Origin of the sequence: Pectinatus brassicae (assembly GCF_014201835.1) — a bacterium.
In the GTDB taxonomy this organism is placed as follows: Bacteria; Bacillota; Negativicutes; order Selenomonadales; family Selenomonadaceae; genus Pectinatus; species Pectinatus brassicae.
Genome location: NZ_JACHFH010000084.1, coordinates 1 through 1,229 on the forward strand (window position 1 = coordinate 1; position 1,229 = coordinate 1,229).

General features: G+C 34.7%; 1 protein-coding gene. It reads left to right on the forward strand.

Features of this window, described 5'->3' with window-relative positions; all coding sequences use genetic code 11:
- Positions 1–382: 382 nt before the first annotated feature.
- Positions 383–1,045, forward strand: a complete 663-nt coding sequence (locus tag HNR32_RS13745) for a restriction endonuclease (protein WP_183863630.1) — start codon at positions 383–385, stop codon at positions 1,043–1,045.
- Positions 1,046–1,229: the final 184 nt, after the last annotated feature.

The following is a 1,229-nucleotide window of genomic DNA, read 5'->3' on the forward strand; positions in this document are numbered from 1 at the left end:
CCGTGTAGATGTTTTTGTGGTGATTACATTCTAACACGAGAATAGTCCCTATGGATTTTTTATTTACTGTTCAATTTGATTATACAATTAACCATTACAAAATTTATTTGCTAGTAAAATGCCTATGATTAATTATTTTAATCGAGAGAATATACAATTACCAGTACCAACCTATATGAAAGAAAAGAAATATTTACTGGAAGATGCTATGAAAAGCATAAGGAGATAACTAGTCCTGAATTAAAAGACATAAAATGAGCTAGAATGAATTACAATAAGCTCAAATTAATATATTATAAGATTAAAAAAGCAACTAAATGGGGGAGATTGCTGCCTCATTTTGGGCACAGCAAGGAATTTATTAAACAGGGATGTAGTACAAATGAAATTAGGATGTGGGTTGCTTCTTATCATATGGGTTATTTCCATCATTGTGCAAGCAATTGCAGCAATAAAGGATGCATTATTTAATAGTCTGGGAGACTTTGGGACAACATTCTTACTAACATTGATTGTCATATGCCTATTGGCAACGGCTATTATCTTCAGGAAAGAGATTTGGAATATATTTACTAAATCAAATAGTGACGACGGGAATGGCAATGGAGATAATGATGGTAGCAATGGTGAGGTAGTATATAAAACCTACCCCAAAGACAGCAGGGAATATATTTGGTCGCTTTCCCCACGGGATTTTGAAGAATATATAGCCAATATGTTTAGAGGATTAGGCTATTCGGTAATGCTCACCCCAGAGACAAACGATGGGGGCAAGGATATTATCATAAGGAAGAATCATGTTACTACATATGTTGAGTGTAAGCATTGGAATTCAGATGCGTCTATAGGTAGACCGGAACTTCAAAAATTAGCAGGTGCAGCAGCGCTGGATAGCATAACAAATGTTATTTTTATATCTACCTGTGATTTTGCACAGACAACCCTTAAGGCGGCGAATGCGAGCGAAATGATGCATGTTGAGCTGTGGGGGCTGGGGAAGATATTGAGATATGCGAAGAATAATCCTTATATCGTTGGGGAATAATTTATTTTTGTACAGCAAATTGAAAAAGGGGGCAGGTTTCATGCATTTGACATTAAGTAAGGGGATTTAATGATAGGAAAGAATAAATGTGGATAGGTTACAATTAACTAGACAACTTTTTTAAGGTCATGTAAAATAACATCAATAATAAAGGAGTTATAACATCATGACTAAAAAAAGACCA